At 47.7% G+C, this 26,230-nt stretch carries 21 protein-coding genes, 1 pseudogene and 1 riboswitch; of the genes and pseudogenes, 11 read left to right on the top strand and 11 right to left on the bottom strand.

Translation table 11 applies throughout. The features are described from left to right. Positions 1 to 448 precede the first annotated feature (448 nt). Both CLV36_RS06235 and gltB read right to left on the bottom strand, forming a co-directional pair. Positions 449 to 1,939, bottom strand: coding sequence for a glutamate synthase subunit beta (locus tag CLV36_RS06235; protein WP_106342056.1), 1,491 nt, complete (start codon positions 1,937 to 1,939; stop codon positions 449 to 451). A gap of 10 nt (positions 1,940 to 1,949) precedes the next feature. Then, complete coding sequence (gltB, locus tag CLV36_RS06230) at positions 1,950 to 6,542, bottom strand: glutamate synthase large subunit (protein ID WP_106342055.1); 4,593 nt, start codon at positions 6,540 to 6,542, stop codon at positions 1,950 to 1,952. 161 nt (positions 6,543 to 6,703) lie between these two features. On the opposite strand from gltB, the gene gltC reads away from it, so the two are divergent. From gltC to CLV36_RS17200, 3 genes are all read left to right on the top strand, one after another. Then, a complete protein-coding gene (gltC, locus tag CLV36_RS06225) occupies positions 6,704 to 7,609 on the top strand; it encodes a glutamate biosynthesis transcriptional regulator GltC (RefSeq protein ID WP_054096313.1) in 906 nt (301 codons plus the stop codon). 184 nt (positions 7,610 to 7,793) lie between these two features. Then, on the top strand, positions 7,794 to 8,939 hold the full coding sequence (locus tag CLV36_RS06220) for a nucleotide disphospho-sugar-binding domain-containing protein (RefSeq protein WP_102992462.1): 1,146 nt from the start codon (positions 7,794 to 7,796) through the stop codon (positions 8,937 to 8,939). A 105-nt stretch (positions 8,940 to 9,044) separates the two neighbouring features. Next, positions 9,045 to 9,221 carry a hypothetical protein gene (locus CLV36_RS17200; protein WP_154986678.1) on the top strand — a complete coding sequence of 59 codons (177 nt, stop codon included), beginning with the start codon at positions 9,045 to 9,047 and terminating at the stop codon, positions 9,219 to 9,221. Between the two features lie 19 nt (positions 9,222 to 9,240). On the opposite strand, the gene CLV36_RS06215 is transcribed toward CLV36_RS17200, so the two are convergent. The 3 genes from CLV36_RS06215 to CLV36_RS06210 form a co-directional block, all read right to left on the bottom strand. Further along, positions 9,241 to 9,816 (bottom strand): DUF2087 domain-containing protein, encoded by a 576-nt coding sequence (locus tag CLV36_RS06215; protein ID WP_106342054.1) that lies wholly within the window; start codon positions 9,814 to 9,816, stop codon positions 9,241 to 9,243. Positions 9,817 to 9,942: 126 nt separating this feature from the next. Next, the gene (locus tag CLV36_RS17195; protein ID WP_170176049.1) at positions 9,943 to 10,098 is read right to left on the bottom strand and encodes a hypothetical protein; all 156 of its coding nucleotides are present in this window, start codon (positions 10,096 to 10,098) and stop codon (positions 9,943 to 9,945) included. A 70-nt stretch (positions 10,099 to 10,168) separates the two neighbouring features. After that, positions 10,169 to 12,031, bottom strand: coding sequence for a Xaa-Pro dipeptidyl-peptidase (locus CLV36_RS06210; protein ID WP_106342053.1), 1,863 nt, complete (start codon positions 12,029 to 12,031; stop codon positions 10,169 to 10,171). Between the two features lie 156 nt (positions 12,032 to 12,187). Between CLV36_RS06210 and CLV36_RS06205 the strand changes: the two genes are divergently transcribed. Both CLV36_RS06205 and CLV36_RS06200 read left to right on the top strand, forming a co-directional pair. After that, a complete protein-coding gene (locus CLV36_RS06205) occupies positions 12,188 to 12,487 on the top strand; it encodes a hypothetical protein (protein ID WP_022738264.1) in 300 nt (99 codons plus the stop codon). A 147-nt stretch (positions 12,488 to 12,634) separates the two neighbouring features. Then, entirely contained in the window at positions 12,635 to 14,002 is a 1,368-nt protein-coding gene (locus tag CLV36_RS06200) for a M28 family peptidase (protein ID WP_106342052.1), read from the top strand. A gap of 67 nt (positions 14,003 to 14,069) precedes the next feature. Here the strand turns inward: CLV36_RS06200 and CLV36_RS06195 are convergent, their stop codons facing one another. The 4 genes from CLV36_RS06195 to CLV36_RS06180 form a co-directional block, all read right to left on the bottom strand. Beyond that, a complete protein-coding gene (locus CLV36_RS06195; RefSeq protein WP_106342212.1) occupies positions 14,070 to 14,930 on the bottom strand; it encodes an AraC family transcriptional regulator in 861 nt (286 codons plus the stop codon). A 96-nt stretch (positions 14,931 to 15,026) separates the two neighbouring features. Further along, positions 15,027 to 15,215 carry a hypothetical protein gene (locus tag CLV36_RS06190; RefSeq protein WP_022738269.1) on the bottom strand — a complete coding sequence of 63 codons (189 nt, stop codon included), beginning with the start codon at positions 15,213 to 15,215 and terminating at the stop codon, positions 15,027 to 15,029. A 52-nt stretch (positions 15,216 to 15,267) separates the two neighbouring features. Then, positions 15,268 to 15,813, bottom strand: coding sequence for a S1 RNA-binding domain-containing protein (locus tag CLV36_RS06185; protein WP_106342051.1), 546 nt, complete (start codon positions 15,811 to 15,813; stop codon positions 15,268 to 15,270). A gap of 225 nt (positions 15,814 to 16,038) precedes the next feature. Next, a complete protein-coding gene (locus CLV36_RS06180) occupies positions 16,039 to 16,584 on the bottom strand; it encodes a hypothetical protein (RefSeq protein WP_146130602.1) in 546 nt (181 codons plus the stop codon). A 169-nt stretch (positions 16,585 to 16,753) separates the two neighbouring features. On the opposite strand from CLV36_RS06180, the gene CLV36_RS06175 reads away from it, so the two are divergent. Next, positions 16,754 to 17,539 (top strand): GNAT family N-acetyltransferase, encoded by a 786-nt coding sequence (locus CLV36_RS06175; protein ID WP_106342049.1) that lies wholly within the window; start codon positions 16,754 to 16,756, stop codon positions 17,537 to 17,539. 550 nt (positions 17,540 to 18,089) lie between these two features. Further along, the gene (locus tag CLV36_RS06170) at positions 18,090 to 19,133 is read left to right on the top strand and encodes a tyrosine-type recombinase/integrase (protein ID WP_054096315.1); all 1,044 of its coding nucleotides are present in this window, start codon (positions 18,090 to 18,092) and stop codon (positions 19,131 to 19,133) included. A gap of 114 nt (positions 19,134 to 19,247) precedes the next feature. Here the strand turns inward: CLV36_RS06170 and CLV36_RS06165 are convergent, their stop codons facing one another. Then, on the bottom strand, positions 19,248 to 20,321 hold the full coding sequence (locus CLV36_RS06165) for an NAD(P)H-dependent flavin oxidoreductase (RefSeq protein WP_106342048.1): 1,074 nt from the start codon (positions 20,319 to 20,321) through the stop codon (positions 19,248 to 19,250). Between the two features lie 214 nt (positions 20,322 to 20,535). Beyond that, positions 20,536 to 20,725, top strand: a riboswitch (Lysine riboswitch). 111 nt (positions 20,726 to 20,836) lie between these two features. Between CLV36_RS06165 and lysA the strand changes: the two genes are divergently transcribed. Beyond that, positions 20,837 to 22,159 carry a diaminopimelate decarboxylase gene (gene lysA / locus CLV36_RS06160; RefSeq protein ID WP_106342047.1) on the top strand — a complete coding sequence of 441 codons (1,323 nt, stop codon included), beginning with the start codon at positions 20,837 to 20,839 and terminating at the stop codon, positions 22,157 to 22,159. A 185-nt stretch (positions 22,160 to 22,344) separates the two neighbouring features. Beyond that, positions 22,345 to 22,662, top strand: coding sequence for a luciferase domain-containing protein (locus CLV36_RS06155; RefSeq protein WP_106342046.1), 318 nt, complete (start codon positions 22,345 to 22,347; stop codon positions 22,660 to 22,662). 58 nt (positions 22,663 to 22,720) lie between these two features. Here the strand turns inward: CLV36_RS06155 and CLV36_RS06150 are convergent. Continuing rightward, a pseudogene (locus CLV36_RS06150) lies at positions 22,721 to 24,885 on the bottom strand (ATP-binding cassette domain-containing protein). Positions 24,886 to 25,267: 382 nt separating this feature from the next. On the opposite strand from CLV36_RS06150, the gene CLV36_RS06145 reads away from it, so the two are divergent. Both CLV36_RS06145 and CLV36_RS06140 read left to right on the top strand, forming a co-directional pair. Further along, a complete protein-coding gene (locus CLV36_RS06145; protein ID WP_102992449.1) occupies positions 25,268 to 25,825 on the top strand; it encodes a GNAT family N-acetyltransferase in 558 nt (185 codons plus the stop codon). After that, positions 25,794 to 26,111 (top strand): endonuclease V, encoded by a 318-nt coding sequence (locus CLV36_RS06140; RefSeq protein WP_106342045.1) that lies wholly within the window; start codon positions 25,794 to 25,796, stop codon positions 26,109 to 26,111. Before CLV36_RS06145 ends, CLV36_RS06140 begins: the two co-directional genes overlap by 32 nt. The last annotated feature ends 119 nt before the right edge of the window (positions 26,112 to 26,230 follow it).

The following is a 26,230-nucleotide window of genomic DNA, read 5'->3' as shown; positions in this document are numbered from 1 at the left end:
GTTGATACAACAATGATCTGGATACACAGCAGGCGGCTAGACGACAAATATACAACATACGGACGACTGGAGCCGCCACGGAAGATGTAGTGAGAGTGCGAAATATGCTCTGAAAGGCTTTTTTATTTCATTTCTCAATACTATAGTTAACTTTTTCTAGTGAGATCGAAAGGGTTAATTGAGAAATATGCAGGATAAAACCATCGAATTTGAATAAATACTTACACAACGTTACAAAATATTTGTTTTGTAACGTTATATAGAGGTGTTTTTGATGGAAAGAGGCCATATTTCAGGTGCCTAACCCCCTTTTATTTGGTGAATTCACTCTATTTACCAGCGGTTTTCTGTATGCTGAGTCGTACACCCTTCGTAATCCAAATCAACGATGCCATAAAAAATGACAAAGCGAGAAAATGACTTCCCACTTTGTCATTTGTATGCATCTCTATATAGCTTTCTCAGCACCATTTGCGGTTGCCATCAAATATTGATCGCATGCGCGGGCCGCTTCCCGCCCTTCGTGGATGGCCCATACGATCAGGCTTTGCCCCCGCCGCATATCACCGGCGACAAAGACCCCTTCAAGATTGGTGCGGTAATCGCCATAAGCGGAGTTGACTTTGAAATTGGTGTGCGCAAGTCCTGCGTGAGAGAGAAGTTTTTCTTCCGTTCCAGCGAAACCGATGGCGATCAATACGAGCTGGGCCGGCCAGATTCGCTCACTGCCAGGTATCTCTCTAAATGTATAGCTACCATCCGCCGCATAAATTTTCTCCATATCTACGGTGTGCAATGCTTTCACGCGGCCTTGTGCATCACTGACGATTTTACGTGTTGCAATCGAGTATCGGCGCGGGTCGCGGCCAAATTTTGCTTCTGCTTCCTTATAAGCATAATCCAGTGTGAAAACATGAGGATACTCTGGCCAGGGATTATTCGGACGGCGTTTATCAGGCAGCCGGGGGTGCTTACCAAATTGTACAACGCTCCGGCATCGTTGGCGCAAGGCGGTCGCCACGCAGTCGGCACCTGTGTCCCCGCCGCCGATGACGATCACATCTTTACCTTCTGCTGATAAGTCTGATTCGCCGGTTTGTGGATTCAGCAATTGCTTGGTGGCCGCAGTCAAATAATCCATCGCATACTCTACGCCTGCGGACTCTCTCCCCTCTATCACCAGGTCACGCTGTTGTTGCGCTCCAGCGCACAGGATCACTGCATCATACTCTGATCGCAATTGATCCATCGTGATATCTTTGCCGACTTCGGTGTTGGTGACAAAGGTGATCCCTTCCTGCTCCATGAGCCGCACCCGGCGTTCAACTACCCGCTTCTCCAATTTCATGTTGGGAATGCCGTACATTAACAAGCCGCCGATGCGGTCGGCCCGTTCAAACACGGTGACCGTATGACCCGCTTTATTCAATTGATCGGCGCTGGCCAATCCCGCGGGGCCAGACCCGACCACGGCCACTTTTTTCCCCGTTCGCAATCGGGGCGGCCGAGGAACGATCCACCCCTCGGCAAACCCTTTTTCAATAATGGCCAGTTCGATGTTTTTGATGGTCACGGCAGGATCATGAATAGCCACCGTACAAGCCCCTTCGCAGGGAGCCGGGCACACGCGTCCAGTGAATTCGGGAAAGTTATTGGTTTTTAACAGGCGGTCTAGCGCCTCTTTCCAACGCCCGCGGTAGACAAGATCGTTCCATTCTGGAATGAGGTTGTGCACAGGACAACCCGATGCTGAACCATTTAACTCAAAACCGGCGTGGCAGAACGGCGTGCCACAGTCCATGCAACGAGCGCCTTGGATTTGCAATTTTTCTTCAGGAAAAGGAAGTTGATATTCCTCCCAGTCGTTCAAACGCGCAAGCGGATTCCGCTCTTGTGGCTCTTCCCTTTTGTATTCAATGAATCCCGTAGGTTTGCCCATAATCTCCCTCCTATCCTGTCGTGACCAGCACATGGTTTTTCACTTGTTGATCGCGCTGTTTCTTCAGCTGGTTAAACGCTGTCACCTTCGCCTCGGACAAAGATAAACCGGTTTGTTTCAATGTTTCAATGGCTTCCTTCATCGCCTTGTAATCGCGGGGGATCACTTTGATAAACTTCGGCACATGCTTTTCCCACTCCGCCAGTACAGATTGACCGCGGCGGCTATGAGTGTAACGCACATGCTTGGCGATCATTTCCCGCACTTGCTCGATTTCTTCCTTGTCAACCAAACGTTCCAACAAGACCATTTCTTGGTTGCAATGGGCGTAGAACCGTTCCATCTCTTCGGCGAGGACATAAGCGATTCCGCCAGACATGCCCGCGGCGAAGTTTTTCCCGACTGATCCCAAAACAACGACCCGGCCCCCGGTCATGTATTCGCAACCATGATCTCCGATGCCTTCGACAACAGCATGCACCCCGCTGTTGCGTACGCAGAAACGTTCGCCCGCCATCCCGTTAATATATGCTTCACCAGAGGAGGCGCCGTAGAAAGCGACGTTACCAATGATGATGTTCTCATGCGCGTTGAATGGAGATGAGGATGGTGTTTTCACGATGATTTTGCCACCAGACAACCCTTTGCCGACATAATCGTTGGCATCGCCTTGAATATTCAGGGTGATCCCTTTGGGGATAAACGCGCCAAAGCTCTGTCCTGCCGACCCCTTGAATGACAGGTGGATGGTGTCTTCCGGCAACCCTTGTTCACCATATCGCTTAGTCACTTCACTGCCCAAAATGGTTCCTATTACCCGGTGATTGTTGTTGACCGTAAATTCTCCCTTCACTGGCGTCCTATGTTCCAAAGCCGGTTGACACAAGGGAAGCAGTTGTTGGCAATCAAGTGTTTTTTCCAAATGATGATCTTGTACGGCTGGGGTCGATCCTTCCGCGTTGCTCTCCGTTGCGGGTTGTGGTTGATAGAAGATCGGCGACAAATCCAAGTGTTTGGCTTTCCAATGTGATTTGGCCCGGTCACTCACCGTCAACACATCTGTGCGCCCAACCATTTCTTCCACTGTGCGGAAACCCAACTCCGCCATGATCTCTCTCACTTCTTGCGCGACAAAGCGTAGGTAGTTCACCACATGCTCAGGATCACCCATGAATTTCCGGCGCAGCTCCGGATTCTGTGTCGCAACCCCCACCGGACAGGTATCTAAGTGGCATACCCTCATCATCACGCAACCGAGTACCACGAGAGGAGCTGTAGCAAAACCGTATTCTTCGGCTCCCAAAAGGGCAGCCATCACCACATCTCGGCCTGTCAGCATCTTTCCGTCCGTTTCCAGCACAACACGATCACGCAGTTGGTTCAATTGCAACGTTTGGTGTGCTTCCGCCAAGCCCAACTCCCATGGCATCCCCGCGTGTTTGATGCTGGTGCGGGGAGAAGCGCCCGTTCCTCCGTCATGTCCACTGATCACAATCACGTCTGCCAGTCCTTTGGCCACCCCTGCGGCGATGGTACCTACCCCTGCTTTGGAAACCAATTTGACGCTGATCCGCGCTTGGGGGTTGGCGTTTTTGAGATCATGGATCAATTGCGCCAGGTCTTCAATAGAGTAAATGTCATGATGTGGTGGGGGTGAAATCAGCCCTACTCCTACAGTGGAACCGCGCACTTCCGCGATCCATGGGTACACCTTGTTGCCTGGCAATTGTCCGCCTTCGCCTGGTTTGGCCCCTTGCGCCATCTTGATTTGTATCTCATCTGCGTTGACCAAATAATGGCTATTCACTCCAAAACGCCCTGAGGCCACTTGTTTGATCGCGCTGCGCCGTGAATCGCCATTGGCATCCACTTGATACCGGCGAGGGTCTTCGCCTCCCTCTCCGCTGTTGCTTTTGCCTCCGAGACGATTCATCGCGATAGCCAACGCCTCATGCGCCTCTTGGCTCAAGGCACCGTATGACATGGCTCCGGTCTTGAAGCGACGCACAATTGATTCGACTGGTTCCACTTCTTCAATCGGAATAGATGGCCGGTTTGGTTTGAATGCAAATAAACTCCGTAGGAAGAGTAAATGTTCATCGTTGGCCATTTTCGTGAATTTCTTAAACAACGCATAGTCATTGCGGCGGCACGCTTGCTGCAGGGTGTGGATCGTCAGCGGATTGTAGGCATGGGGTTCCCCATTGCGGCGCCATTGTAATTCGCTTCCCGCTTCCAACGATGTTTCACCATGCGGATCGAATGCTTGAGCGTGGCGCATGACGGTTTCTTGCGCGATCACATCCAGTTGAATCCCACCGATTTGTGAAGAAGTACGGGTGAAGTAAGTGTCAATCACCTCTTTGCCAATGCCGATCGCCTCAAAAATCTGTGCCCCGCGATAACTTTGGATGGTGGAAATACCCATTTTGGACATCACTTTCACGATGCCTTCCGTCGCTGTCGTAATATAGCGACGCACTGCTTCCGCATGGGTGATTCCAGGCAACGCGCCATCCTGGATCATCTGATTGTAAGTGGCAATGGCGAGGTACGGGTTGATCGCGTCCGCTCCATATCCGAGCAGCATAGCCAACTGATGCACATCGCGCGGTTCTGCCGATTCAACAAGCAAGCTTACTTTGGTTCTCGTTCCTCTGCGCACCAAATGATGATGCAAACCGCTGACGGCCAGCAATGCCGGAATGGCCGCATATTTTTCATTCACTCCACGATCTGTCAGGATTAGCAAGGTAGCCCCTTCATCGATCGCTGCATCCGCATGGTTAAATAATTCATCCAATACATCCGCCAACTCATGCTGTCTTGACACGGGAAACAACATCGACAGGGAGGCTATTTTAAATGCCGGATGAGTGTTGCCGGCCACCCTGCCCAATTCTTCATCGGCAAGGATGGGGGTAGATAGTCGGATGCGACGACAATGAGTCGGTGCAGGTTTTAGCAGATTGCCTTCCGCCCCAAGTAGCGTTGTCGTGGATGTAACGCATTGTTCACGAATGGCGTCAATGGGCGGATTGGTGACCTGGGCGAAAGATTGTTTAAAATAGTTATACAATAGTTGTGGCCGGTCAGACAGGACCGCAAGCGGAGTATCGCTCCCCATCGCGCCAACGGGGTCTTTTCCTTCCGTCACCATGGGCGCCAAATTTTTAGTTATCTCCTCATAGGTATAACCAAAAGCTTTTTGCAAACGCACAAGTTCTTCTGTAGCAAGCTCTTTGACTTCCGATTGCCCCGGCAGGTCGTTCAACTCGACCATATGCTGACGCAACCACTCACCATATGGTGCTTCCGCAGCGATTTGCTCTTTCAATTCTTCATCATCAATGATGCGCCCCTCATCCAAACTCACCAACAACATGCGCCCCGGTTGCAAACGGGCTTTGCGCACCACTTTCTCTTCAGGCACGTCCACTACACCGACTTCAGAAGAGAAGATCACCAGATCATCAGAAGTGACGTAATATCTCGCCGGACGGAGTCCGTTGCGATCCAATAGGGCGCCGATGTGGGTACCATCCGTGAAAGCGATGGCGGTGGGTCCGTCCCACGGCTCCATCAGGCAACTGTGGTAAGCGTAAAATGAACGCCGCGCTTCGCTCATTTGCCCATCATGTTCCCAAGGTTCGGGGATCATCATCATTGCGGTGTGGGCCAAAGACCGCCCGGATAAGGTCATGAATTCAAAGCAATTGTCCAAAATCGACGAATCAGTACCCTCCATGTCCAATACGGGGAAAATCTTGTCCAAATCCTGCCCGAAGACATCCGATTGAAACATCTTTTCCCTGGCGAGCATCCAATTCACATTCCCGCGCAAGGTATTGATTTCACCATTGTGCAACAAGTAGCGGTTGGGGTGTGCCCGCTTCCAACTCGGAAAGGTGTTGGTGCTAAAGCGGTTGTGCACCATCGAGAAGGCGGATGCAAATAGAGGGTCCTGCAAATCGGGGTAAAATTCACCCAACTGCGAGGGAGTTAATAACCCTTTATATACGAGGGTGCGGCTGGACAGCGTAGCTGCATAAAAATCTTCTCCTGCTTCCCGCTCCATTCGCTTGCGAATCACATAAAGTTTCCGTTCAAAAGCCAATGGGTCCAATCCTTGGCTGTTTGCGATGAAGACTTGGCGTATCACCGGTTGTGTTTTTCGAGCCGTTTCTCCAATGTTCTGATGATTTACCGGTACCGTTCTCCATCCCAGCAAGGTTTGCCCTTCCGCCATCGCGATTCGCTCTAATTTCTTTTCATACGTGGTGCGAAGTGATGGCTCATGCGGCAAAAACAACATGCCGACTCCATATTGCCCTGCCTCCGGTAACGAGATGCCGATCTTAGCGCACTGGTTCTTTAAGAATTGGTGCGGGATTTGCACCATGATACCCGATCCGTCTCCCGTTGCGTGATTTTCCCCGCCGCGGTGGGTCAGCTGGCACAAGATATGCAATCCTTTTTCAACGATGTCATGGGAGGCTTTCGCCTTCAGATTGGCCACAAATCCGATGCCGCAAGCGTCATGTTCAAATGCGGGGTCATAAAGCCCTTGTTTTCTTGGCAACTCTGTATGATTATGACTCATCATTCTTCACTCCCTTGTGAAGATTTGTTTTTGGCGCGTTTGTTAGGAAATATCACGTTAAGATGTATTGTCATTTTATATTTGTATAATTATATTAACAATATATATTTCCGATTAAATTGATCGCATATTGAGATGGATAAAAAAGGGGAGGGGCTGGGATGGAATTAAGACAAATTCAATATTTCATTGAAGTCGCTAAGCGCGAGCATGTGACTGAGGCCGCACACGCCCTTCATGTAGCGCAGTCAGCGGTCAGCCGGCAAATCGCCAATCTGGAGTCGGAATTGGGGGTTGCCCTCTTCACTCGGGAAGGGCGAAACGTGAAATTGACGCCTTTGGGCAAGATATTCCTCACCCACGCGCAAAAGGCTTTGCGAGAGATAGAAAAAGCCAAACAAGAAATCGAAGAATATCTTGATCCGGCCAAAGGTTCTATCCGCCTGGGGTTTCCGAGTAGTTTGGCCGCCTATATTCTGCCTACGGTTATCTCCGCGTTTCGGGCTAAATATCCCAACATCGGGTTTCAACTTAAGCAAGGCGCGTATCATCATCTTATCGACTCTGTTATCAACGGTGAAGTAGATATCGCCTTTATCGCCCCTGTGCCCACGGATGTAAAAGAAGTGGAAGGCCATATATTTTTTTCTGACAAGATTGTTGCGTTGTTGCCATCTCACCATCCGCTTGCCGACCATCCTGCTCTGCGACTGAGCCAGCTCAAAGATGAGTCGTTTGTCTTGTTTCCCAAAGGTTTTGTGTTGTACCAATTGGTGGCCAACGCTTGCCATCAAATGGGGTTTCAGCCCAAAGTGGCCTTCGAGGGGGAAGACATTGATGCCATCAAAGGATTGGTCGCAACCGGACTCGGGGTGACGCTGTTGCCGGAAGTAACTTTGATCGACAGCACTCCGCGCGACACTGTCAAAATCCCTATCAGCGAACCGGAATTAGCCCGGACTGTGGGCGTAATCATTCCCAAAAAGCGCAAATTGCCCCCTTCTGAACAATTGTTTTATGACTTTATCGGTGAGTTCTTCAGCATGTTAAACCAGTTTAGTCTTTAGATGGACCCGCATTCTTCGCTTAGCTTTTCGGCAAGCGGAGAATGCGGATGTTTACTTTTTGTATACGGAATGTTCAGTAGATATTCATTGAACCCACCAACCGGGTCATATAATCTAATCGTGTAGGGCAAAGGTAAATATTAACTTTTTGGTGTTAAATCCCACTGATAAGAAGGTGTGTCGGATGAAAGTACTTTTTTTAATCCAATCTGCTCATGGGCATATGAATCCTAGTCTGGCCATAGCCAAAGAATTGGTGCGTCGCGGTGAGCGCGCGATTTTTTTTACAATACCCGAATTCCGGAATACCGTGGAAGCTATCGGCGCGGGATATCAACCGATTCCTGAAAAATTCAGCCTAGCGCATGTTGTCAAAGAACACAGCATCTTCATGCTTAATGACCCAGACAAATTTATGAAGTTGGCCTTGCAGATTCTTCAATCACAAAAAGAGCAGGCACACGAACTACTTGAGCCTCTCGTCAGCGAAGAAGCAGACCTGATCGTGTATGATCATATGTGCGTTTGGGCCAAAGAACTGCTGAAAACCCTCCAAATTCCCTCGGTCGCCTATTTCAGTAGCTTTGCGATGACAGAAGAGTCGGTGTTCATGAAACAGAGAGCCCGCATTATAAACGATGAGGTGGTCATGGCAAAATTACGCGAGTTTTTTTGTGCCAATGATGGTCTTAACCTTGTCATGATTCCTAAAGTGTTCCAACCGGATTCCGAAACACTTGGCAATAACTTCGCATTTGTCGGTCCACAGATCACCGAGCGGCCAAACCAACCCGGCTTAGACACCACTTTGGATCCTGATCGCCCCATCATGTACATCTCTTTAGGTTCCATTCTTTCCAATACCTCATTTTATCTCACATGCATGGAAGCATTTGCTGATACCGAATGGCAAGTGATTATGAACGTCGGTCCGGGAACGAACATTGATTCATTGGAACCAACACCTAATAACTTCGTCATCCGCAACTTTGTCCCGCAATTGGAAGTGCTAAAACAGTCCCAAGTGTTTATCACGCACGGTGGCATGAACTCCACCATGGAGTCATTGTGGTATGAGGTACCTCCTATTGTAATTCCACAAAGCTCCGATCAACCTTTGGTAGCCGAACGCGTCAAAAAACTGGGACTCGGTATGACGCTCTCACCCTCTGACGTGTCAGTGGAAACATTGCGGGAAGCTGTCGCTGTCGCGCACACAGAGCCTTCTATCAAACAAAACCTGGCCCAAATGAAAAAAGAGTTATTGGCGGCGGGAGGGACAGCCCGGGCGGCCACTCTCCTGCAAGAGTACGTCAAATCCTATAAATAAACACAACCCCCATGGCCCTAAAGTCATGGGGGTTGTGTTTAGGAAAGTTATGGTATATTGATACATAGGCTCTTTTCAAATACTATGCATAGGAGGTGTTTTCCCGTGGACAAACGTTATCAATTGGATCTGTCCATTCAGGACTTGAAGCAAGCGAATCAGATCCTCCACCGCGCAGCCGATCGGTTGGATGCCATGAATCATGATAAATCATATACCTTGAGCAACCTCATTGCCGATTTTGAAGAGCTGATTGAAGAACTGGAGAATCCGGATGAATAATCCGGATTCTTTGCTGAGTCTAAAATGTTTTCCACATGTCAGGCGGATTTAATTCGTAGATACTGTTTTCCCGATACATGAAATGGTTGATGATTAATTCCCGCCGAATTGTCGCATAATCATCGTGAAACTTTTTAATGTATTCATTCAGTTCGTTTTCTGGATATTTCACACCGACTTTCCAGTCTTTGATGAGATATTCCAACACGATCAGCTTTTTCTTATGTTTTGCTGGGAGATGTGTCAGCTTTCCATCGGCAGTGAAGAAATTCCGGATGACTTCCCATCGGATTTGCTCCAATTCCCCTCTCTCCTTTTTGTCGGGTGTATTCACCCACTTGGTAATCGCCTGCGCCTTTTGCTGCAATGCTTTGGCATCCAAATGTAAATACAGTGAGTTTTTGTTCCTTCTTTCAAAGACTAATCCGACTTCGCGCAATTTTCGTACATGATGGGTAATCGTCGACGGGGTCAAACCCAATTTCCCAGCCAACGCTTGCCCATGAAGAGGGCCTTGGGCCAATAAAGATAAAATGCGAATTCGGGTGGGATCAGCTAAAGTCTTGTGAAATTGAACCAAACGGTCAAGTTGCAAATGATTTCATCTCCATCTAATTTGATGAACATCTAATTAGATGGTAATCGAATTAGATGGTTCTTGCAAGTTGCCGTTTGCAAATAAAAACAGGCCAGCAATTCCACTGGCCTGTTTTTATTGGGTTCAGGTCTCATCCGAACGGGACATATAATCGCGAGCGTAAGGGTCACCCGGTTGTGTATGATTTTTAAACTGGCTCAACCGACCATTGCGCCCTTCGCCACCGCTCACTTTTACTTTCCGTTGCCCATTGTTGTCTTTCGCTTGCTTTTTGGACATGGTTGCCTTCCCTCCTTTTTGGAGGTAGGATGCCCGGTGTGTTTTCGCTATATCCGCGGGTGTCACTTCTTCACTTCACCACAGGCAGAATGAGTTGGCTTTTTGCGGGGTTAATCGTGATCTTTGTCCCGCCCGTGGGTCGAATGGTAAAGTCATGATCGCTTGACACTAACACGATGCCGATGCGGTGGCCTTTTTTGAACACATAGTCGTCAGCTTGCAAATCCCACTCAAAGGTGTATTCTTTTCCGGGGATTACCGGTTTTGCTTTGCTGTCAGAGATGCGATTCTGCGGATCTAACCAGCCGCGGGTCACAATTTCAAATGAAGAGACATGGGTCTGATGCTGGTATAGGTAGGCGCATCCATCATCTCCCGGAACTCCTTGGCCGTAGCAGATGCGCTGATCTGTCCGCACTAATCCTTTTTGGTAGTCTACCCGGGTGTCCGTCCCATAATCCACCAACAATGCGGTAAGATTGGCGACAGGCCGATCGATGCTGGCGCGAATTCGGATTTTGGGTGTTCCGCTGATACGGATGTCTTTTTGTAATGGAGCTCCCAAATAAGCTAAGCGGTTGGGGGATGGCGATTCCGGATTGGAGACCAGTTGTTCGGCTGTACGTTTGGGATCGTCGATCAGGGTTTCCAAGCGCTTGGGTTGGCCGTGGCTTGGTTTCCCTAATTTTCCGCCCGCCCCAAGCGGCATCCGCACCTTTTCGGCTTTTTTGTCAGGCCAAGTGGCATGTTGTTCCCAACTGCCCGGAGCGCGTTCGATCCTGGCCATCGGCTCCTTCATAATCCCATTGGGAATCTCATACAACCAATAATCAAACCAACGGTGCAAGGTAGAGAGCCACGCTTGTTGTTGAAAACTGAACGGATTGAGGTGCCCGCCTTGATGCAACCAAATTTTTCGCGGAACCTTGTGCTTGGCCAAAGCGTCCCACCATCTGGCGAATTGCTTGGTTTTAACGTTCCAGTCATTCAAACCATGCACCACGAATACACTGGCCTTCACCCTACTGGCATGTTTAACATAATCCCGTTCATGCCAAAAAGCATTCATATCACCGGTCACCCGATCTTGCAATCGCTCCAAAGATGAAATGATCTCTTGGCAGACTGCGGGGTTTTTCCTGGTCAAGACGGCTTTTGCCAACACATCGGCGTCTTCGCCTTGATAACCGCCTGGTGCCACCACAGCGCCGTTGGCCCGGTAATAATCATACCAGCTGCTAATGGCGGCGATGGGAACGATCGTTTTAAGTCCTTTCACACCGGTGGTGGCAACAGCATTAGGCAAGGTTCCATTATATGAAACGCCAATCATCCCGACATTGCCGGTGGTCCAGTCAGCGACCATCGGTTTTCCACTTTCGTCAAACGCTTTGGCTCGCCCATTTAGCCAATCAATCACTGCTTTGGCGCCGATAGTCTCGTTGCGAGCCCCGGATGTCGGGCAGCCTCCCGACAGGCCCGTTCCGGCACTTTCCGCTAAAATGACGGCATAACCGCGCGGCACGAAATAGTTATCATAATAACCAGAAAACGGCTGCGTTTGATCCGGCTCACCCATGGGCTTGCCTTTTACAGGGCGCAATTCAACATCGACATTGTGGTTGGGAACATCATTAAGTCTCGACCGATAGGGACTGATTTCATAAATGACGGGTACTTTTTTGTCCGTGTTAGGCCGCATGATTTGGATTGCTATGCGGTCAGGCTCGCCGTCGTGATCGCTGTCCTTCGGAGCCTCCACATACCCTTTTTCGCGGATGGCGTTCTTATAGGAATAAATGGGCTGGGTCGCTCCATCGCGAACTAGCATGTCAGATTGTCCTGACGCCTGAGTGGGAACAGAGCTGGAAAAGACAGTGCAGACCACGATGCAACTGGCAAGCGCAATGATTCGACCTGTTTTTAATGACATAACACTCTCCCTTTACAAATAAATTTATTTCATCATAAATAGTTCTGCATAGACAAACACCCATCCTTGTCATTATGGGCAATCAATATTGCGCAACTGGTTGGGGTGTTGAATATCATGAACTAGGTTCACGGATAAAAGGAGTGAGTCCCAACGATGTACTATGATGATTATGATCCGTATTACTCGGAAGTCGATGATGAATTCGTCTATGCAGACGATGATGGGTATGTGGAACAATTCCCACCCCGCTCCCCCTTTCGAGTCGCCCCGGAAACATTGCGCATGTATGTTGGTCAAATTGTGAATGTTGTTATTCGTGGAGTGTCGGTCACTCCCCTCCGCGTCTATGTTGCCGATGTGAATCCTTATGGGGATGCTACGTTGATTTCCTGTCGCGGCAATGCACCTCAGCGCATGGTCGTCTCTGCGCGCGATGTGACGATTGTGGGTTGATGGTTCACTAACTGGAAAGCGAGCGCAAACATTTGTTGTGCGCTCGCTTTTTATTTTTTATTCTTAATATTTGAAAATATATAACGAAAAGAGGGTTTTATAAATATTGATAGAATACAGTTAATAAAAAATAAAAGGTGATATTGAATGAAAATAAAAACATTCAAAGTAGGGATGTCCCTCTTGCTTTCCTCTGTGGTTGTATTTGGGACTGCTTTCACCCTTCCACAAGCTTCTGTTCCTGCCAAGGCTAAACAACAAAACATATCTGGAGATCGCATATATCGCGACATCGCATGGATGTCCAACCGTGACAATGCCCGCGTCGCCGGAACGGAAGGGGAACATCGAACTGCGGCGGAAATTGCCAAGCGTTTTCGTAAATTGGGATTGGATGTAAAAATACAAAAATTCCCGTTCAAAACGTTCATTAGCCATGGGCAAGAATTGACCTTGCATTCCCCTGAAAATAAAACCATCGAAGCCAAAACTTTCACTTACTCCCCGAGCACGCCCGAACAGGGCCTTAGAGCTGAAGTAGCTTTCGCTGGTTTGGGCAAGCCGGAAGATTTTGCCGGAATTGATGTCAAAGGGAAAATCGCTTTGATTCAACGCGGAGAATTGACATTCTACGAGAAAGTACAAAATGCTGCTAAAGCTGGAGCGATTGGCGCAATCTTGTATAACAATGTGTCTGGCGCTTTAAGCGGTACACTTGGCCAAGAAACAGATATTCCTGCCATCGGGTTGTCGGATGTGGACGGGAAACAATTGCAAGAGTTGATCGCTGCCGGGAAGCGCGTGTCTGTCACCATGAAAGTGAAAACAGAAATCTTGGATACCTACTCACAAAATGTGATCGGCACGCTTAAAGCCTCCAAAAAGGCTTCCACCAAAAAAACATTGATACTGGGCGCCCATTATGACGGGGTAGACACTCCAGCCGCAAACGATAACGCCTCCGGCACCAGCACCATGTTGGAAGTGGCCCGTGCTCTTTCTCATAAAAAGCTTAACATGAATGTGAAATTCATTGCGTTTGGTGCGGAAGAAGCCGGGTTGGTTGGTTCGGAGTATTATGTTCAATCTCTGCAAGACAAAGACAAAGCAAACATTGTCGGCATGGTCAACATGGATATGGTTGGCGTTGGAGACACCTTTAACATTCTCACGGCTTCCCCTGATGCCAAGTCCTTTGTAGCTGATCACGCTGCAAAACTGGCGGATGAACTCAACTTGCCGTATGAACGCGGATATTCAACCAGAAGTGACCATGCTCCTTTTGAAGATGCCGGCATTCCCGTCGCTTTCGTTCATGTATCTGAAGATCCCTATTATCACAGCGATGAGGATACATTGGACAAAATCCAAAAAGATATGCTGAAGAAATCTGGCACGCTCGTGGTCAATCTCATCAAAGAGATCGCTGGCAAACCAAAACAACCGGTAGGCAAGCCGGCCCATGGTATGAAGGAAATTCGTGGATTGAAACATGAATTTCCCGCAGCGAAGTGATGAAAAGGCTTCTGTCCTCCAATTGGACAGAAGCCTTTTTTGCGTTCTTCAATGAGTATGAATACAGTCATCTATTCCCTTTCTTTGCGATGGGAACCCAAAGCTCATTGCGATGTTCCTCTCTTGGAAGATAGCATTCGATTGCCGGCAAATGAGCCAGTTCATATGCTGAAGTCGGAACCCATTCGGTGTACAAACGCTTCCAGATTTCTTGCAATCTTTCCGGTGGCCCGTCCATGTCAAAGACAGCCCACATGGTTGGCGGATAATTCAAGGAGGTCATCCCTTTCGGCGGAGTTTGATCGGAGACGACAGCCATAATATAGTCAAACTCTTCATTCTCGCCAAAGTCACCATCAGCGCAAACGCCCAATATCCCTTGCAATGCATGATCGTTCATACGCATTTCCCACAGTTTTGTCAAAAGACCTTGCTCTGTTGCACCAGCCCATATCTGAGGCACAGTGTGAAAAGCGTCTTGGGTACGGATGCGTTCGCGAATTCCTACGATTGAAAATCCGCTTAGCGTTTCGATCCTGTAATTCAATTCAGTCACTCCTTTGATGGTCAGTTGGAAGGAAATACGGGGGTATGCTTTCAATTTCGTTCCGGCTTTTCTCGCCTCAGTTGGAGTTAGGCCATGTAGGGCATGAAATGCGCGGGTAAACGCTTCCGGCGAATCATAGTTGTATTTAAGCGCCAAATCGATCACTTTTATGCTGCTGTTCTGCAATTCAAATGCTGCCAAGGTCAAGCGTCGGCGACGTATGTACTCTGACAGGGGCACATCCGTGATGTATGAAAACATGCGTTGGAAGTGATAAGTGGAACAACAGGCAACTCTGGCTACTTCTGAGTAAGAAATATCTTCTGTGATGTGATCTTCAATATAAGTAATCGCATCGTTCATCTTATTAACCCAATCCATTTTTATCCCCCTTTGAAAGCAAGTATAAGCGTACAACAAATCAAAAGCCGTGCATTCATTGCACGAGAATGCACGGCTTTTGATTGCTTTGATCATTTATTTTGCTTCCATCCACATTCCATGGATCATGACGGATTTGATTACCCACTGGTCGCCGTCTTTGATGCACGGAAAACGGATGTTCTCGCCCGGATGATAAAGGTACAGATGGTCTGCTGTCTGCAATATGACCTGGCTCTCTCGAATCAATTGGTGGATGTCATGGCCAGAAAGCTTTTTCCTCAATCTTTCCTCTACCCGTTCCCGCAGATGGCGGGTGAAGTGAAAACGAACCGGGTCAAAGATGATTCCCCCTTTGTTCCATCTCCTTAAGAAAATGATGCACCAGGTCCCGCTTAAATGTGGGCAAAGCCTTCATCATGGCCATGGTAAAATGAAACACGCCCATCTTCCGCACCATCGCTTCCACTTTTTGTTTGGACTCTTCCGACACTAAACCGAATTCTTTGGAAAGATATTGGATGATTTCCTGAATTTCATCCGCAGGCGGTTGCTGTTCAGGTAAGGGAGCTTTGATACTGGCCAATACTTGAAAGGGGTTTTCCTTTTTGTCATGATGCGCCAGACTGAGCTCCAGCTTATTATCTTCTTTGACTTGGCGAATTTCCGCTTCAATGATTTGCTGGGTATGTAGTTCAAAGTGTTCAGGAATTTGTGAGATGTGAATCAAGCCTGAGGCCATGTGCTCGTCTTTTGTCACTGCGAACGCGCCGTAATCAACCAACTTAGTGATGCGAACCTGCACTCTGTCCCCGGGTTGATACGGGAGTTCTTTTTTTTGAGACTTATACAGATGATTCAAGATGTTCTGATCAATACTCATGAATATTGTTCACTCCGATAGTAGTTATTTAATCGATTATATCATGTTGTTTAATCTGTATCAGTCTAATAGAAAATATTACATATGACATTTTCTGTTTGAATATGAATAAAAGAGTGATGTTTCGGAAATTGGCAGCTCCGAGACTTTTCTACCATTCGATTGTTTTAAAAAAGATCAAGGCGTGCCTTGATCTTTTGTGTTTGCATTTTATCCTGCATAGCTTCATTTGTCAACGGTGAAAAGGCGTTTAAGCAAATCGGCCTCTTCCTTACTGTAAGACCGTTCAATCCGCTTGATCACCTTCTCATTGAGCGGAGTTCGTACAACGACTGGGATCTCAGATTGGAGGACTTTTTCGTGAATCATGTTGATTTTCGCGGCATCGAACTCCTCGCTCAACAGATCGATAGACGATCCATCTTTGAAGGTGAGGGTGTATTCAAAATACAGGTTTCTCGCGGAGGCTTTGCCGGTCCAATCCACAGTCACCAACTTGATGTCGGACCATGCGTAATCTTGGTCGTTCACAGTGATTTTTTGGTGGTCCACCCGTGTGCCATAATCGAAATTTTGATAATACTTGAAGCCCGCAAACAACAATATGAGGATGCCGACGATCAGCCAAAACATCCGTGTACGCCGGTTCCAATAGAGGGAAAAGAACAGTGCCACGCTGGCTAGCGCAAATAAAAAGATATAGCCGATTACGTCTCCAGAGAAATACAAAGCCCCCTTTTCGTATTGCCTTATTTCCTGCCATTGGTGCATCCCAAAAAACAATCCTGCAAAGAGAAGTATGTGCAGCGGAATGTGCCAAACCCTGAATTTTAATATCAACTGTCCAACCTCCTGATCAAGAGAACTGCCTCTCTATCGTAAGCGATGATTGCGATTTCGACAATCTGTGTCATAATCATGCTGAAAGGAGAATGAGTGTATGTATCATAGACGTTTACAACCGAAAGAGCTGGATGAATTATTGACGAAGATCGATAAAGAAAGTAATCTGCTATACTTCACTTATCTCACGGTCAGACGGCAACAAACAGTCCATTACGGCCAATTCTCATCAGATGGCCGCTTACTGGGCGTGCTGGCCTATCTGTATGGATTGCCGTTTCATGCTTTTTCGTATGTGTTATTTTCGGAAGAGGTTTGTATCCGCTCCCTGCTGACTTATCTCAAGGAAGAACTAAATCTTCCCGATGGAGACGTCGGGAGTACCTTCGTTCCAGAAAAAGATGCGCCCATCTTCTCATCGCAGCTTGGTTCCGACTCGCCCCAAAAAGTGTTGAATTTGATGAAACATATCGACCTTGCGAGTCTCACTCCTGCGGATCACAGGGTTGTCCGCATAGAACCACGCTATTTTGATTTGGTTAAATCTAGGATGAAAGAAATTGATGCCATGGCTTTTACTGAAGAAGAGTTAAACAACCTTCCTTTTTATGGCGTGTTTGATGAAGGTGAACTCGTTGCGGTTGGCGGGTATCATCTTTTTGATTCGGTCTATGTCGAACTTGGCAACATCGGGACAACAGTGAGCCGAAGAAGGCAAGGTTGGGGGCGGATCATCACAACGGAACTGACCCGCCGAGCGAGAGAATACTCTTCAGATGTGTACTTGTATGTGTTTGATGACAATGTCCCCGCCATTCGCCTGTATGAGTCTTTGGGGTACCGATTGATTTTCAAATTGCAACGGATGGAATTCTCCCTCTGATCTACAAAATATTTACAAACGATTCATTTTATATATTTATTGTGAATTCAACAAGAAAAGCAATGATCTTCTGCTTCGATTTTACTATAATAATAGTTGGTTAACGAAAGAATCGTTTCGTTAACCTATATGACAAAAAAATAGCTCCTTTAACCATCTGCCAGGGTTACAAATCCTGTTGTGGCATCGTCATTGCAAGTCGTTTTCCCTTGCGGAGTGAAAAATCGGATTACAACCACCTTGCCTTTGTCGCTATCGCAAGGTCGACCACTTGACAAGAAGAATGAAGGAGGGATGTTATTCATGAGGTTTTTCTCGCTTCCCCCCGTTTCGTTACAAAACCATACGAAAAATTAATCGGAGGGAAGCAGAAAACCCAAGAATGCCAAGGTTTTCAGTGGTTAGTTCAATTTTGTAAACCAATAGCGATCAAAAAGGCCTTTTATTTTTCGTCTGAATCCCATGGGTCTCCCTGATTTTTCATTTTTGACTTCTTTTCCAAACATACCAACCTATTTTTTATCATAATTCACACCGGAGTGAAGCAACGATGAAATACTTATCACGCAAATTACCAGAAAATATCAATCGCTTAGCCATGGAACTTCCTGAAGACGTCCAAGAGTACATATTGGAGATGATCAGCGCCGACCGCTCCATCGAAACAGTCGCGGCGTATGTATATGACTTTAAACTGTTTTTTGATTATTTGGAAGAACATGGGCACGAGCTTGAAGATGTGACCGGTCGAACGATCAAGCGCTTTTTTCGTTATATCGAACATGGGTATGAGCGCAAAGTAACCAGGAAGATCAATGGAAGACTTGTAGAAACGGTACAGGTGCGGGAGAATTCGCATGCGGGCAAAAATCGCAAACGGGCTTCGCTCCAATCCCTGTTTCGGTATTTGGTTAAATGCGGAGCACTAGATCGCAACCCCATGACTGAGTTTGAGGATGTGACATTACGTGCCCGCAATAAACAGCGCGTTCCCGTTTTTTTAACGCATGATGAAGCCTTGCGTTTGGTCCACAGCGTCCATGACTTCTTCGATATGAGAAACTACAAGCGCTTGAGCTGGCTGCGGTATCGGGATCTGGCTATCCTCCTCATTTTTCTTAATACCGGGTTGCGCGTATCCGAATTAGTGCGCCTCGATACAACCAGCATTCAAGAACAGAAAGAGACCGTTCGCATCGTTGTTTTGGGTAAGGGGAACAAAGAGCGGATGCTAAAACTGAACAACACCGCCACCACTGCCCTCAAGGATTACATAGCAGTACGGCCTACCCCGGCAACAGGACATGAATCAGCATTGTTTTTAAATCGGAATGGCGGTCGGATCAGCCGCGTCTCCATCAATAAAATCATCAACAAATATGTGAAAGAAGCGGATTTGCCTCCCAAAGCGAAAAACATTTCGCCACATAAATTGCGTCACACACTGGCTACCCTTTTGCTCTCCAACGGCGCCAATATTCGCGTAGTGCAAGAGATTTTGGGCCATTCCTCCATCAACACAACCCAGATTTATACACACGTTGTCAATGATCAAAAGGATGAAGAGTTGGACCGTCTGGATGAATTGATGTAAATCAGGATGTCTCTGTACAGAGACATCCCCTTTCAATTTCTTCCTGTTTATATTGCAAACTGATCTGAGATAGATTGCAGTTTGTTATTTTTGTCCATTTAATTTGTTTATTATCTATAGTTTCAACATTCTGATGATACTGTCTGTTTCCTGGGCTAATCGATTTACCAGTTCCTGGGCGCTCTGTTGTCTTGCCAACCGGATGCCTTGCCCCGCCCACATCGACATCCACTCTGGCCGCAATTGCTCTGCTGCTGCTTTGCGGATGTGTTGTGTCAAAACATGCTGTAATGGATACGGCAACGTCTCAGGCAACTGTTCAGTTAAATCCATTAGCTTGTTGCGCAAGCCGCGCACTGCTTTCCCAGTAATTGACGAAGTCACGGCAATGCGATCTTCGGTCGATGCGATAAGCGCTTGTTTATATAATGGATGGGCTCCACACTCTTCGCATGGAATAAACGCCGTTCCCATCTGCACCGCAGAAGCCCCCAAAGCGAAGCTGGCAGCAATTCCTCTAGCGTCCATAATCCCACCAGCGGCGACAACTGGCACCTTGACGTGATCAGCCACCTGTGGAACCAACGCCATGGTGCCAATCATGGCCTCGTGATAAGCGTGGGCAAACGTGCCTCGGTGCCCGCCGGCTTCACTCCCCTGCGCCACAACGGCGTCGACGCCGAGCTGTTCCAATTGTATGGCTTCATGCACCGTAGTGGCAGTGCCCATGACAAAGATGCCTGCTTTTTTGCATTGTTCAATCTTTTCGGAAGGCAACAGACCAAAAGTGAAACTGAAGACAGGAACCCGCTCTTCCACGACGACGGCAAATTGCTCGTCAAACAGATCCTGATAAGCGATCGTCAGTTGTTCCGCATCTATCCCCAATTCATCACAAATCGGCTTGAGCTGGCCGACGAGTTCCGTTAAGCTTTTTTCATCTACATGCGTTGGCTGTTCGGGGATAAAGAGGTTGACGGCGAAGGGTTTGGATGTCAGCCTGCGGATCTGCTTGATCTCCGCGCGCAGTTTCGATGGGGACAAATATCCAGCGCCCAATGACCCGAGCCCACCGGCATTTGACACGGCTGCCACCAATTTGGGAGTCGTCACTCCTCCAGCCATTGGTGCTTGGATAATCGGATGCTGAATGGAGATGGCAGACAACAGCGTTGTGCATTGATGCATGATTATGCCCCTTTCTTTGCTCATTCCAACCATATTGTAACAGACTATCGCTATGTTGATTTTTCTATTCCACCAAGCCACACTCTGCTGTTACAGTGAATATGCATTAAAAGGATTGTAAAGAATCAGTTTTCCCCTTCACACCGTCGCCATAGCATGCTATACTAAGACACATTAAATGACAACTGCATAAAACAAAACCTCATCATGGCTTTGATGAGGTAGAGGTTGCGACTTTTATTAGTACATGACCTGAGATCCAGAGAAGATCAGTGACGGCCATGGAAAGGAAAAGTCGCCGAAGTTTCCCTGCATTCTCTGGGCAGGGATGCTGGGTCTGTACCCGAACAGGGGCAGAACTGTCACGCATATTCATTTAATATGCGTGGTGTGCTATCTTCAGGAGATATGGTTATGGTGCGGTTTTGATAAGGGATGCCGTCTATAGTCAGATGGTATTTTTAATTGCCCGACTATACTCTCCTAATATCTATTGCTGATTAGGAGGTTTTTTTATGCGCTTAACCGGCACGAGTCACATTGGCAGTCAAGGCCATCTCACCATTGGCGGATGCGATACGGTGGAATTGGCTAAAACCTTTGGAACGCCACTATATGTTTATGACGAGGCATTGATCAGGGAAAACAGCCGCCGTTTTGTCAAATCATTCGAACAAAGCGGATTTGCTTTTCAAGTCGCTTACGCCAGCAAAGCGTTCAGTTGCATCGCGATGGCGCAACTGGCAGCCGAAGAGAATCTCTCTTTGGATGTGGTCTCAAGCGGAGAATTGTACACCGCTCTCCAAGCTGGATTTCCCGCCGAGCGCATACATTTTCACGGCAACAACAAATCGGAAGAAGAATTGCGGATGGCGCTTGAAGCAGGCGTAGGCTGTTATGTTGTGGACAACTTTTATGAGATGGCTTTACTCCATGATTTGGCTTCCGCATCCGGCATACAAGTCAATGTGATGCTTCGCCTCACGCCAGGGATTGAAGTGCACACCCATGAATACATCTCCACCGGCCAAGAAGATTCGAAATTCGGGTTTGGTGTGGCTGATGGGCAGGCGATGCTTGCAATCCGGCAGGCATTAGCAAAAACGCATTTCAATCTATTGGGTATTCATGTCCACATCGGATCGCAAATTTTTGATACCACTGGATTTGTTGAAGCGATCAAGGTCATCCGGGAATTTTTGGACAGCGTGCGGCAAGAAACCGGTTATGAAGTGAAGGTGCTTAATTTGGGCGGGGGTTTTGGCATTCGGTATACCGATGAAGATGATCCGGTGGAAATCGAAACCTTCGTAGAAACGATTACGCAAGAGGTGGCAGCTGCTTGGGCCAAACGCAACTTGCCAAACCCGGAAATTTGGATTGAACCGGGCCGCGGTATTGTGGGGAATGCTGGCACAACCCTTTACTCCGTAGGCTCAATCAAGCAGATTCCGGGGATTCGCACATATGTGGCGGTGGACGGAGGCATGACCGATAACATCCGGCCCGCCCTTTACCAAGCGAAGTACGAAGCGCTACTGGCCAATAAAGCGTCGATGGTGGCAACTGAAACCGTCTCGATTGCGGGCAAATGTTGCGAAAGCGGAGATATGCTTATTTGGGATATCGATCTGCCGCAAGTAACAAGCGGAGACATCCTTGCGGTTCTCTCCACCGGAGCCTATGGCTATTCCATGGCCAGCAACTATAATCGCCTCCGCCGCCCTGCCGTCGTCTTTGTTCGGGATGGTATCGCCGACTTGGTGGTGGAACGGGAAACATATGAAGACCTGGTCCGCCATGATCGCAAAAGATCGGTCTTGTCCAACATCGTCTAACACCTTTATTACCATCAAGCATCTCTTCCATAAAGCAAGAACCCGTTCATCATCGGGTTCTATTTTTTTGGGCAACTCCATGCAATAATTAATAAATTTTTTCGTATATTAAGTTTTATAAATATTGTGAAGGGGAATGGATTTACTAAGCAAGATCATTCATTCCTTCAAGGAGGGTGTTACTCATGATACTCGAAGCGTTGAGACATGAATTGCTCAGCTGGGAAGGCGTAACCGAACATGACCACCGGTTTGGAGGCGTAGAATTTCGTTATCAGAACAAAGAGTTGGGTCATCTGCACGGTGAAAAACTCGCCGATTTCCCGTTTCCCAAATCGATTCGCAACGAGCTCGTTGCTTCCGGGGTGGCTGAACCGCATCATGTCGTTCCCAATTCGGGTTGGGTGAGTTTTTGGATCAAAGGAGAACAAGATCTCCCTCAACTTATCAAACTGTTCAGAATGCAATATGACCGATTGGCCCAGAAGAACAACAAAAACTGAATGATCTGAGGGAAGGCAACCATTCATCACAGGTTGCCTTCTCTTTTATCTGTTTTCCTTAAAATGAACTTAATGCATTGCCTAAGTATTTTCCTGTGATCGACTGCTCCGCATGGATTATCTGCGAAGGGGTGCCCTCAAATACCACCTGCCCCCCCTTGCTGCCTCCGTCTGGTCCCATATCGATGATCCAGTCCGCTTGGCTGATTACATCGAGGTTGTGTTCGATAACAATCACCGTATTACCGGCATCCACAAGCCGGTTCATAATCCCCAGCAGGTGACCGATATCTGACATGTGCAAGCCGGTCGTCGGCTCGTCCATCACGTAGATGTTGCCCTTTTTATGCAATTCGCTTGCTAGCTTGATGCGCTGGCATTCCCCACCCGAGAGCGTGCTGAGTGGTTGTCCGAGTGTGATATAGTTCAGCCCTACATCACTCAGCGTCTGAAGCTTACGCACAACCTCTTTTAGCTGAAAGAATTCCAATGCCTGCTCCACAGTCATCTCTAGCACTTCAGCAATAGATTTGCCGTTAAACTTGTATGCGAGCACCTCATCCTTAAAGCGTTTGCCACCGCATTTTTCGCATGGCAACTTCACGCTGTCGAGGAATGCAAGGTCGGTATACACAACTCCCAACCCTTTGCAGTTCTCACAAGCTCCCTTAGAATTAAAGCTAAACAAGCCTGGACTGACCTTGTTCGCAGAAGCAAACGCCTTGCGCACATCATCCATAATGCCCGTATAGGTCGCGGAGTTTGAGCGTGTCGATACGCCTACCGCCGATTGGTCGATGACGATCGCATCCGGATACTGGCTGAGAAATACTTTGTTAATCAGCGTGCTCTTGCCTGATCCGGCGACCCCTGTAACTACTGTCAGCACTCCGGTCGGAATATCTACGCTCACCTTCTGCAGGTTGTGCAGTGTGGCATCCTTGATGGACAACTTACCGGATGGCTGCCTGCAATCGTGCTTCAGCTGGAATGGCCGTTTCATATAGGTTCCTGTCAGTGTACCGGACTCCAGCAGACCTTGGAAACTCCCTTCATACACAATGGTGCCACCGCGACTACCGGCATGAGGCCCGACGTCAACAATATGATCAGCTACCTTAATCACATCGGGATCATGCTCAACGACAATCACCGTATTACCCTTGTCGCGCAACTTCTGAAGTAACCCATTTAATCGGTGCACATCACGGGGGTGCAAGCCGACGCTGGGCTCATCGAAAATGTAAGTGACATCCACCAGACTGCCGCTTAAGTGCTTCACCATCTTCACACGTTGTGACTCACCGCCGGACAATGTATCCGTCTCGCGATCCAGCGTCAAGTAGTCAAGACCAATATCCACGAGATGTTGCAACCGTTCCGTCAGCGACTTGATAATTGGCGCAGCAACAGGATCGTCGATTTCTCGGATGGTATGGATGAGCTGTCCGACTTCCATGGAGGACAAATCCGCAATGTTGAGTCCATTGATCTTGCAACTGAGTGCGGCTTGACTGAGTCTCGCGCCATGGCAACTGGGACAGGTGCCCTCAGAAATAAAAGGCGCCACAGCTTTTTGTGTGCGCTCGGACTTGGTTTTCACATCCTGCTTAATGTATTTGTTGGTGAACTTTTCAATGACGCCTTCCACTGTAATATTGGTTGCCTTGCCTGCGAAATCCATCTTTACTTTTCTTGCTTTGGCGTACAGCAAGCGCTCCAATTCTTCATCCGAATAATCGCTCAGCTTCTTGTCGAGATCAAATTCCCCCGTCTGTGCGATGATATTCCACTCCCAGCCGCTCACCGAATAGTCCGGTAGCAAAATCGCCCCTTCATTCAATGTCCAATATAAGGCTGACCCACTCGGGAGAAAAGCAGACGGAGAATGGGAGAAATATCCGTAATCGTACCAATGGTGGAATGAGAACCGCCACCCAGCCGCTTCTGATCCACAATCACAGCCATGCTCAGATTCTCGATTGCGTCTGCATCTGGTTGCGGAACCCGCGGCAGAAAGGTGCGGACGAACATGCTGAAGTTTTCGTTCAGTAGGCGCTGGGATTCAGCGGCGATGGTATCAAAAACGATCGACGATTTGCCGGAACCGGACACACCGGTAAAAATGGTGATTTTTCGCTTTGGAATGCGCAAGGATACGTTTTTGAGATTGTTTTCCCTGGCACCCGAGATCACGATATACTCCTGATGAGATTCGCTCATGCTTAACATCCTTTCGATCATGTTAAAAGCGAGATCGGGTTCAATAAATTTTGTTGCTTCTGATCTTATAGTGCAAGTAAGATTTTATCAAAAAACACAATGCGCAGTTTAGGATTTCTCTATCCTCTATACTTCCTCAATTCCCGCATGAAAATGAGGCGATGCTTGACAGACAGCGCTTTATTTTTATCGTTGATTCTCTTGCTTTTTATCCTTGCCGCTTGCTCAAAGGAAGCGCCTCCTAAGAAGCCTAGCACGAATTTTCCTATGTGGTCGCTTTGAACTCATCTATCACAATGCCTACTCTTCCATTTACAACAAAAACATTTGCAAAAGGATAATAATTCTGTATAGTAAATATCGTTAAAGGAGGAAAATCCCCATGCACATACCCATTCGTTTTCTGGAAGGAAAGCAAGTCTATCTGCGTCCGGTCAGTGTTGAAGATGCCGAGTTGTACCATCGCTTTTTGTTTGATCCAGAAACAAGGCGGCTCACCGGTACACAAAAAAGCTTCACCTTGGAACAGATACGACAATATATCGAAGCCAAGAATCAAGACTCATCCGGGGTGCTTCTATTGATTGCTCTGACTGAAAATGATGAAGTGATTGGAGACATCCAGTTGTTGGAGATCTGTCCGATTAACCGTAGCTGTTATATCCGCATCGCCATCCAAAACCAAACACATCAAGGAAAAGGGTATGGCACGGAAGCAATGAAACTTATGCTGGATTATGCTTTCGGCGTCTTGAATTTGCATCGGATCGAATTAAATGTTTTTGCGTTTAATGCACGAGCCATTCACTTGTATGAGAAATTGGGATTCAAAAAAGAAGGAGTGCAGCGCGAGGCGTTATTTTACAATCATCAGTATCACGATTCTATCATCATGAGCATACTGGAACATGAATACCGTGAACGCTATATCAACCAATAAAGCGAGCCAAAAATTCGGCTCGCTTTATTGGTTATCTTCACCTCAAAAATCTCAAGGAAGTGTGGAGTGGATCAAGGATCAGGGAGATGTGGTGGGAGCAGTACTCCGAACCCAAGATGGCGTCAAACCCATCTATGTGTCTGTGGGCAATTACATTGATTTGCCTTCAGCGCTCAGACTGACTCAGCACTTTGTCGGTAAGGAAAGCCGCATTCCCGAAATCGTGAGGCAAGCCGATTTGTTATCGAAACAACTTCGTAAACAAGCTTTGGCTGAAGAAGCTTGAAGAAACTATATAGCTGCCCAACTAGGGGTGGAGGGAGCGAAGACCGATTTTGGGGCCATCTCTCCAGTAAATGGGAAAATGACTTGAGAACCACAAGGGAACTCAAGTCATTTTGTGTT

Source organism: Laceyella sediminis (assembly GCF_003003125.1).
Lineage (GTDB): Bacteria > Bacillota > Bacilli > Thermoactinomycetales > Thermoactinomycetaceae > Laceyella > Laceyella tengchongensis.
This window is presented reverse-complemented; position numbering and strand designations above follow the sequence as displayed.